The sequence below is a fragment of the Porcincola sp. LCP21S3_C12 genome, from assembly GCF_052118625.1.
Taxonomy (GTDB): Bacteria; Bacillota; Clostridia; order Lachnospirales; family Lachnospiraceae; genus Porcincola.
The window spans coordinates 134,529-143,050 of sequence record NZ_JBQKGW010000007.1 but is presented as its reverse complement, the minus strand read 5'-3'; the positions used below and the strand labels follow the sequence as shown (position 1 = coordinate 143,050).

Below are 8,522 nucleotides of genomic sequence, written 5' to 3'. Positions count from 1 at the left end.
TGACTGATCTCTTTGCAAGCCGGGATGCAACCTCCCGGCAGGTATTTGATTAGTAACCATTATGGCCTCAGGCCAGAACGAGAGGGGTTGCATCTCGTTTTACAGTTGAGGGCAAATATTAACGTCCGAATTGATCCTGAATTCAAATCCGAGGTTGAGAATCTTTATAGCAAGTTCGGTATGTCTGTCACCGATGCCATCAACATCTTCCTTCATGTATCTCTCATGGAAGGCGGTCTTCCTTTTGATGTACGTCAGCCACGATATAACGCAGAGACAGAAGCCGCTATGAAGGAAGCTCGTGCAATTGCAAAGGGTGAGATCCCTGCAAAGAGATATTCCTCTGCTAAAAAAATGATCGACGATGTTTTAGCGGAGGACTCTGTGAATGCTTGAACTCATTCTCACAGCATCCAGAACAGGAAGCCATTCTGAATTGTTCTGACTATTTACGCCGTGGCATCTCTTGCAGAGTGCCTGTCAGTACGATTTGTCCCAGAAGAGCTTCCGATCTTTTGTTATTTCCGGGTTCTTTGTCTTCTGGCGCATGGGTTTCGCGGCTTTCACTTCTTTGACAGCAGCATCCTTTTCCCGAAGAGCCGACACGACCGACGGCTTACGGTCTTTCCACTCGGTAGGGAACTCGTAAGTCCTCCGGATATCGTGGGAGACATTTCCATCTGCGATGATCTTTTTCGTGTCATCATCCATGGTGTCGCCATAGATGTTGACCGTCAGGTGCAGCTCTTTTCCAGTTTTTGTAAACAGGACATGAAAAAAGACCGACGTTCTTCTCTACGAAAAACAATCGGTCTCTGGTTATTAGCATCTGTTATGCCGACCACATCATTTGTTTATGTGCTCTTCGCCGGAAATCCGGCCATTAAAAAACCGGAAGCGCAATTTAACAGCGGATTCCGGCTGGCAATTACTATTCATTTACTTAAAACTCCTCACCTGTAAAACGAGATACAGCCCCTCTCGTTTTACAGGTGAGGAGCAATTTTACAATAAACATCGAATCGGTGTCGTTCTCCATGCTCATCAAAGACATACGTCATCTTTTCCTCCAATCTGCATGCGAACAAGAAAATTGATTTCATACAAATCTTGTGTCAGCGGTTTGATACCAAAAACTTATGAAACCTGATGCTTAGCAAATACGCAGCGAGAGAAAACGGCGCCAACTCCCAAAAAGATCAGTGCTGCCGGGATGGCCCATATCGCATACAGCATACCGTTATTCATTTGCTCCACCGACAGAAGCGAAATGGCCAGTACTTGATAGATTGGAAGAAGACCAACCAATCGGAACAATGGATTTACTTCGGAGATCGGCAGTAAAACAGGAAAAAGAAAAATTGCCATCGATGCAACCAAAGATACAATCTGATTTTTACAGATTGCAGACAGAAACAGTGTAATTCCAGTAACGCTAAGCGTACAGGTAAACGCCAGCAGAATTTGATATTTGAGCAGCGTACCGCAGGTGATATTAAAAGGGATAAACGCTTCCACAAAGTCGCTGGGGGCAAATAGAATACTGCAATTCAGTCCTTCCGTTCCATAAAAGATAAGAGCCAAAAACAGGTTAAATGCTGCAACCAGTGTGGTAGTAAGAATGGCGGTGAGAATACCTGCAACCACCTTTGCAGTAGCGCATTTGGTTTTGCCGTATTTGCTTGTCAATATGATATTGTCAACGCCTTCATACTCGCCGGAGAAAATCGGAGCAAGCATGATGATAACCGCAAGAGCAAGCGCGATAAAAACCCGCACCATGTTTTTACTTGTTGAAAGCCAACCATCTACATAGCCAATTTTGATTTCTTCATTACCGAACACATCCGAAACACTTAATCCGTTCCAATTTCCCTCTTTATCAGCAAATCGGGAAAAGGTGGCGGATTGTGTAGCGTTTTGATACAGGTACATCGCATTGAGGCCATGCAGATCATGAGTCGGTGCAAAATCATTCATCATTTGCTGTACTTTTTCGTCGGTCAATATCCCTTCGTATTTCGCAGCAATTCCCTTGTCGATTTCTACTGCCGTTTTACCTGTACCTTCCGCACTTATACCGTCAAAAGCATATTTGTTTTGATAGGTAGAAAAGGAAATCAAGACAGAAAACAGAAGTATCCCGAACAGAGCAATCAAAGATAAACGCTTTGAAAATACTTTCCGCAGCTCAAAAAGAATTAGTTTTCGCATCCTTCACAACCCCCTTTGAAATAGAACAGGTACAAATCTTCCAAAGTAGGCCGCACCCTTACCGCATTTTCCATAGCCGGACGATCTCCAATAATCCGTAAGATCGTCTGGTTACCGCTGATGTTCCGCAGATTGCTTGTATTGTAGGCAGCCGCGTATTTTTCCGCATAGGCAGTCGGAACCGTACATTCCCATACTTGACCGTCGATTTCAGAAGTAATCTCCTGCGGATTTCCAAAATGAATGATTTGCCCGGATTTCATCATAATGATTTCCTCTGCGATAAACTCCACATCGGAAACAATATGCGTAGACAGGATTACAATGCGGTCTTTTGAAAAGGCGCTAATCAAATTGCGGAAACGGACGCGCTCTTTTGGGTCAAGGCCAGCCGTCGGCTCGTCTAAAATCAAAATATGGGGGTCATTGAGCATGGCCTGTGCAATTCCCAAACGCTGTTTCATGCCCCCGGAAAAGGTTTTGATTTTGTGCTTGCTTTCCCTCGATAAGTCAACTGCTTCCAGCAGCTCCTTTGACTTCTTCTGCGCCGCTTTCTCATCCAACCCTTTTAGAGCGGAAACATAGAGCAAAAAGTCTAACGCTGAAAAATCCGGGTAATATCCGAAGTGCTGGGGCAAGTAGCCCAAAAGATTGCGATAGCATTCACCCAGCCCCACAATGTTTTTTCCGTTCAGCAGAATTTTCCCGGAAGTAGGATTTTGGATATTACAGAGCAGACGCATAAGCGTTGTTTTCCCTGCGCCATTTGCGCCCAGCAAGCCATAAACGCCATTTGTTAAGGTAAAATTCAAATTGTCCACAGCGGTTTTGGAACCGAACTTTTTTGTCAGCCCAATTGTCTTTAATTCCATACAAAAAGCTCCTTTCTCCATAGGGAGCAATAAAAATACTCTCCATGTGTTTTCATGGAGAGTATAGATTGGAAATATCTACTTTTTATCTACAAGGCAGGAGATTTGAAGTAGGCGGATACCTTTGCCCCGGTTGCAGTATTTTCGATCTTCAAATAGCCGTTGTGGTGTTCACAAAGCAGCTTGCAAATATATAGCCCAAGTCCAAAATGCTCGGAATGGTTGCTTTCTTCTGTGTAATATGGACTGGTGGCTTTTTGCAGACCGCTTTTGCCAAACCCCTTTCCATCATCTGCTACAGAAAGCAGCAGACCGTTGTCACGCAAGGCGAAAGAGATTGTCACCGCAGTCTGGGCATACCGAACTGCATTAGAGATAAAGTTATTAAGCACTTGTGAAACAAAGACCACATCAAGGGATAACTGCGAAACAGGTATGTCATTATGAAAAATCAATTCTTTTCCGTTTTTCTCACATACGATTTTTGCACTGTCATACAAAGAAGATGCCACTGTCTGCAAGTCTATCAACTTATACTCCGGCTGCGTATCTTCCATACGCCTAAGATTGCTCATGCTGCTCACATAGCTTTCCATACGGGAGATATGTTTGCCCATTGTGGCTGCAATTTCCTGTGTTTGGGGATTTTCGCTGGCTTGCAGCATTTCATTATAGCCTTTTAGTACCGTTAGTGGCGTACGCAAATCATGAGCAAAAGCGGCATTGAGTGCTTTTCGTTCTTCAACTTGCCGCCACATTTTAGAGAAATTATCCGCAAGGGTTGCCCGCATGATTTCAAAGGACGCGCAAAGCTGCCCCAATTCATCGTTACTGTCATAACCGATTGAAAAGTTCAAGTCATTGTTCGCTATTTTTTCAGAAGCCATCCGCAGTTCGGCAAGCGGTTTTTTCAGCCTGTTTCTGTAAAATAGCAGCACAGCGGCAATAATGCAGAAAGCAGAATAAACGGGAGTCGCAACAATAGGCAGCTTCTCCAGCAGCGCAATGGTACACTCGTCCTCTTTTGACATCGGGACAGGTACTGTCCCGATGTAAGCGCCATTGCCCAATTGCTCCCCCTGCTCATTCGTCAAATAATATTTTTCGCCTGACGGGGGATAAGATGCACTGATGTTCTCGGACGCGGTGTCACAGATCGAAAAAGTCACGCCGGATAGAATGACTGCAAGTAGAACGAAAGCAACTACATAGCGAATCAGGCTTTTTCGGAGAGACAGATGAAGCCTATGACAATTCATTTGACCCATTTGTACCCACACCCCCAAACCGTTTCTATATATGTGCGGTCAGTGTATGCCGCAATTTTTGATCGGATTCTTCGGATATGCTCTGCCACAACGCTGCCATCTCCTTCGCTGTCATAGCCCCAAATGCGCTCATAAATCCGCTCTTTATCAAAGACCTGTCCCGGATTTTGAGAAAGCAGTTCCACAATATCAAATTCCTTTTTCGCAAGGCCAACACGCTTCTCGCCAAAGAACAAACAGCGTTCTGAGTAATCAATCGTCAAATTGCCGGCGAACTTGATATGCGCTTCAAAGTTATGCCGCGTTTCCCGGCGCAGGTGTGCGCGTACCCGCGCTTCAAGCTCTACCAGAGAAAATGGCTTCACAATGTAATCATCACCGCCAACGGCAAAGCCTTTTACCTTATCTGCATCTTCAATCCGAGCTGTAAGAAAAAGAATTGGGCAGGATACATGATCACGAATACGCTGACAAACTTCCAAACCGTCTGTTCCAGGCATATTGATATCAAGTAAAATAATATCCGGCTGCTTTTCTACTTGTTTTAGGGCTTCTGCGCCATTGAGAGCGGGCAGGACACGGAAACCTTTGCTTTCAAAAAAGCTTTCAAGCATGGAAACAATATCACTTTCATCGTCAGCAATCAGTATCTTTGCATTCATCACACTCACTTCCTAACAGCAAATATAGCAATCATTTTTCAATTATTTACCTATCTTTCGAACGTACCTTAAAAATAAAACAGGTCAAGTTACAATCCCGTCCCTTTCGTCATAAATCATTGACAGGTGTACATCTCGGCCAATGAGATAAATATCATATTTTCATCCGGCTTCATATCAAATCCAGAGCGAGATATAAACCCATATTTATAGCAATTCATGCCAGTTGCTTTCACCTGCTCAATCTCATGCCGGATGATAGACTCATGAAGCGGATTCTTTCTAAACTTCGCCTCATAAAACACATATCCATTTTCATCTTCTGTCACGATATCAAATCCGCCATTTGTGCGATTAACCGGATCATCGTAATAGTATTTGCCAATTCTTTCAAATATCGGTTCAATCCTTCCCTGTCTGTTTTCTCTGATCAGATACTGTGTGCATAGTCTTTCAAACTGGTATGGAACATATTTTTCTTCAAAATCTTTTTCAATATATTTCTGATAAAATACTTCCGGATCCATTATACTCATCTGTGATAAGTGTCTGTAAATATACCGATAATAAAACAATGACAGGTTGTCACTTATATAATATCCTGTTTTGCGTTTGTTCGACGGATCATTGATTGGAGATTCTTTTGCAACTACATCCATACGTATCAGCTTTTCTAATGTATCTGCCAGTGTTGGGGAACTGCTTACATGAGACTGCGATAAGATATCTGCATATCTGGAATACCCTTTCGCCAATGCTTCGAATACTTCATTTGCATTTATAAGCTTTGATATCTCTGCTTTTAAATACATAATGACTTCATTTTCCAAACGCGCTCCCGGTGAAGCAATCAACTCTATGATGTTTTCTTTTGCAGACAGCTTCGAATCAATCAGTCTGTTGTAATATGGAATACCGCCAAAAACACTGTAAAGTCTCACCTTATCTTCATCCGAAAATGAGGGATAAAAAGAGGCAGACTCATAATAATCCATTGGTTTTAACTCAATTGTAAGGTCCACACGTCCATATAATGGATTTGCTTCTATCAGCAAAGATTTCATAACATCCACATATGAACCACACAGGATCAGCTTGATCTTTGAACTGTCTTTGTATCGGTCAATTAATGACTGCATGATACTGTCCAGTCCCTTTACGGTTTCTCTCAGGTACGGATATTCGTCAAGCACAAGAATCAACGGCTCTTTCTCTGCTTCTCTGAACAGATAATCCATCAGTTCCTCAATTCCTCTGAATGCTGGTTTTGGAATCTGAAACAGTTCAGCTATCAACGTACAAAGGCTTTCAACATTATTAGGTTCGGTCGTCTGTTTACATTCAAAATAAATGCTGCGCAAGTCTGTCTCCCTGATGCTCTGCTTAATCAGCTCACTTTTTCCAACCCTGCGTCTTCCAAACAGCAGTGCTACTTGCTGTTCATTTTTTTTATATATACGAGCAAATCTTTTTCTTTGTTCATCACGTCCATGGAACTGCATATTTTAACGCCCTTTCACTCGGTATTATCCGACTCGATTTATACCGAGTTTATTTTAACGTAAAAAGATAATGGTGTGCAATATTACTCGGGAATTTCCGACTCGGTATAATTCGAGCATATTTCGACTTTTCTCTTTGCCGCAAACCAAAAAAACAGGACTGGCTTGTACATTCATACAAGCCAGTCCTGTTTTATGAAGATATGATTCTTTCGTTCTTTCTTACCAATAAGCAGGCTCTGAACAAATTTTCATCTTTTTATTACCGCAGATGCTTTCATTCAGGCGTTTATGGACAGTTCAATTTGCGAAATAGTATCCGACACCCCACTTGGTGTGGACATACTTCGGGTCGGAAGGATTCTCCTCAATCTTCTCACGCAGCCGTCTGATATGGACATCGACTGTACGGACATCCCCCGGATAATCATAGCCCCAGACAAGATTCAGCAGATTCTCACGGCTGTAGACCTTGTTCGGGTTCAGAACCAGCAGCTCAAGAACATCGAATTCCTTTGCCGTCAGATTGATATCCTTGCCCTTGATCGACACCCTGCGCGCATCACAGTCCATGACAAGGTCTCCGGCCTGGACGACCTTCTCCTTCTGTTCCTGCGCGGCCTTTGTCTGCGTTCTGCGCATGATCGCCTTGATCCGGGCTTTGACCTCAAGAATATTGAACGGCTTCGTGATATAGTCATCCGCACCGTACTCCAGACCAAGGATCTTGTCCATATCCTCGCCCTTGGCAGTCAGCATGATAATCGGTACATCCGAGAACTCGCGGATCTGCTGGCAGACCTGCAGTCCATCCAGCTTCGGAAGCATGAGATCCAGAAGAACAATGTCATACTGGTTCTCCCGTGCCTTCTGAACGGCTTCCTCTCCGTCATAGGCGCAGTCCACCTCCATATCGTCCTGCTCCAGACTGAAGCGAATTCCCTTCACGATCAGCTTTTCATCATCAACAACAAGAACCTTCTTCGCCATGCTCTCTGCCTCTGCCTTCACTTTTGTCAAACTGTAATCCGATCCTGGATCTTCGTATACACCGCCGATTTGATTCCGCTGATGTTCATGATCTCTTCCGGGGACGTGAACGCACCGTGCTCTTCCCTGTACCGTATAATTGAATCCGCCTTGGATTCCCCGATGCCCGGAAGCGTCATCAACTCTTCCCTCTGCGCAGTATTCAGGTTCACACGCGCCTCTCCACCACTTCCGCTCCCGGTGGGCGGCGAACTGCCAGGTCCGTTCTTATCAGGTACCTGCCCGGAAGCGGCGGAACCGGAATTTCCCTGACGGATGCCGATTGCCGTCCCCTGACTGTCTGTGAGTCCGCTGCTCCCGGAAATGAGCGCTCCACTGCCGTCCGTTTGCCCGGCTTGCCTGAGAATCGCGGTTTCTTCTCTTGTCGGAACCGTGAGCATCGCACCGTCAAAGAGCGGCTGCGCCTGGTTGAGCCATTCGGCATCCGCATCTGCGCGAAAACCGCCGGCGGCCTCAACCGCCCGAAATATCCGGGCATCCTCCTCAAGCTGATAGACACCAGGCTGGTTCACTGCACCGCGCACGTAGACAATGATCCTCGCTGCGGTCATCTGCACAGTTTCCGGCGCTGCGCTGTCAGGCGCGGAAGATTTGCCTGCGGCTGCTTCCACACTGTCTGCTGCCGCTGTCGCACTGTCTGCTTCCGCTGCCGTTGCTGTTTTTCCTGCGGCTGCCACACTGTTTTCCGCTGCTGCAGCACTGTTTTCCGCCGCTCCAGCACCTTCTGCAGCAGCCTCTTCTGCTGCAGCCTCGTGCTCCGTACCCCGGACAGAACTGACCGGCAGATCCCGGATTCCGGTCACCTCGACCATCTGTCCGCTTCCGCATCCAGCTGTCAGTCCTGAAAGCAGAAGGGCGAAGAGAAATCCGCACCTGCCTGTTGTCCCTTTCTTACATATCTGTTTCAATCCGCACAACCTCCCGGACCAGGAATCCGGTTTTCCCCGCCATGCG

The 8,522-nt window shown here is 45.4% G+C and carries 9 protein-coding genes; 1 reads left to right on the top strand and 8 read right to left on the bottom strand.

Features of this window, described 5'->3' with window-relative positions:
- Positions 1-45 precede the first annotated feature (45 nt).
- Positions 46-396 carry a type II toxin-antitoxin system RelB/DinJ family antitoxin gene (locus ACTQ1N_RS05880; RefSeq protein ID WP_441955531.1) on the top strand — a complete coding sequence of 117 codons (351 nt, stop codon included), beginning with the start codon at positions 46-48 and terminating at the stop codon, positions 394-396.
- Between the two features lie 84 nt (positions 397-480).
- Here ACTQ1N_RS05880 and ACTQ1N_RS05875 read toward each other — a convergent pair whose 3' ends face one another.
- The 8 genes from ACTQ1N_RS05875 to ACTQ1N_RS05840 all read right to left on the bottom strand — a co-directional run bounded on the left by ACTQ1N_RS05875 (position 481) and on the right by ACTQ1N_RS05840 (position 8,476).
- Positions 481-711, bottom strand: a complete 231-nt coding sequence (locus ACTQ1N_RS05875) for a hypothetical protein (RefSeq protein ID WP_441955529.1) — start codon at positions 709-711, stop codon at positions 481-483.
- Positions 712-1,137: 426 nt separating this feature from the next.
- On the bottom strand, positions 1,138-2,214 hold the full coding sequence (locus ACTQ1N_RS05870) for a hypothetical protein (RefSeq protein ID WP_441955527.1): 1,077 nt from the start codon (positions 2,212-2,214) through the stop codon (positions 1,138-1,140).
- Positions 2,202-3,086 (bottom strand): ABC transporter ATP-binding protein, encoded by an 885-nt coding sequence (locus ACTQ1N_RS05865; RefSeq protein ID WP_441955525.1) that lies wholly within the window; start codon positions 3,084-3,086, stop codon positions 2,202-2,204. The genes ACTQ1N_RS05870 and ACTQ1N_RS05865 overlap by 13 nt, the downstream gene beginning before the upstream one ends.
- An 89-nt stretch (positions 3,087-3,175) precedes the next feature.
- Positions 3,176-4,354 carry a sensor histidine kinase gene (locus tag ACTQ1N_RS05860; protein ID WP_441955523.1) on the bottom strand — a complete coding sequence of 393 codons (1,179 nt, stop codon included), beginning with the start codon at positions 4,352-4,354 and terminating at the stop codon, positions 3,176-3,178.
- On the bottom strand, positions 4,342-5,016 hold the full coding sequence (locus ACTQ1N_RS05855; protein WP_441955521.1) for a response regulator transcription factor: 675 nt from the start codon (positions 5,014-5,016) through the stop codon (positions 4,342-4,344). The genes ACTQ1N_RS05860 and ACTQ1N_RS05855 overlap by 13 nt, the downstream gene beginning before the upstream one ends.
- A 116-nt stretch (positions 5,017-5,132) precedes the next feature.
- Entirely contained in the window at positions 5,133-6,518 is a 1,386-nt protein-coding gene (locus tag ACTQ1N_RS05850; RefSeq protein ID WP_441955519.1) for an ATP-binding protein, read from the bottom strand.
- 300 nt (positions 6,519-6,818) lie between these two features.
- Positions 6,819-7,508, bottom strand: a complete 690-nt coding sequence (locus ACTQ1N_RS05845; protein ID WP_320808018.1) for a response regulator transcription factor — start codon at positions 7,506-7,508, stop codon at positions 6,819-6,821.
- 26 nt (positions 7,509-7,534) lie between these two features.
- Positions 7,535-8,476, bottom strand: a complete 942-nt coding sequence (locus ACTQ1N_RS05840) for a helix-hairpin-helix domain-containing protein (protein ID WP_441955517.1) — start codon at positions 8,474-8,476, stop codon at positions 7,535-7,537.
- Between the last annotated feature and the right edge of the window lie 46 nt (positions 8,477-8,522).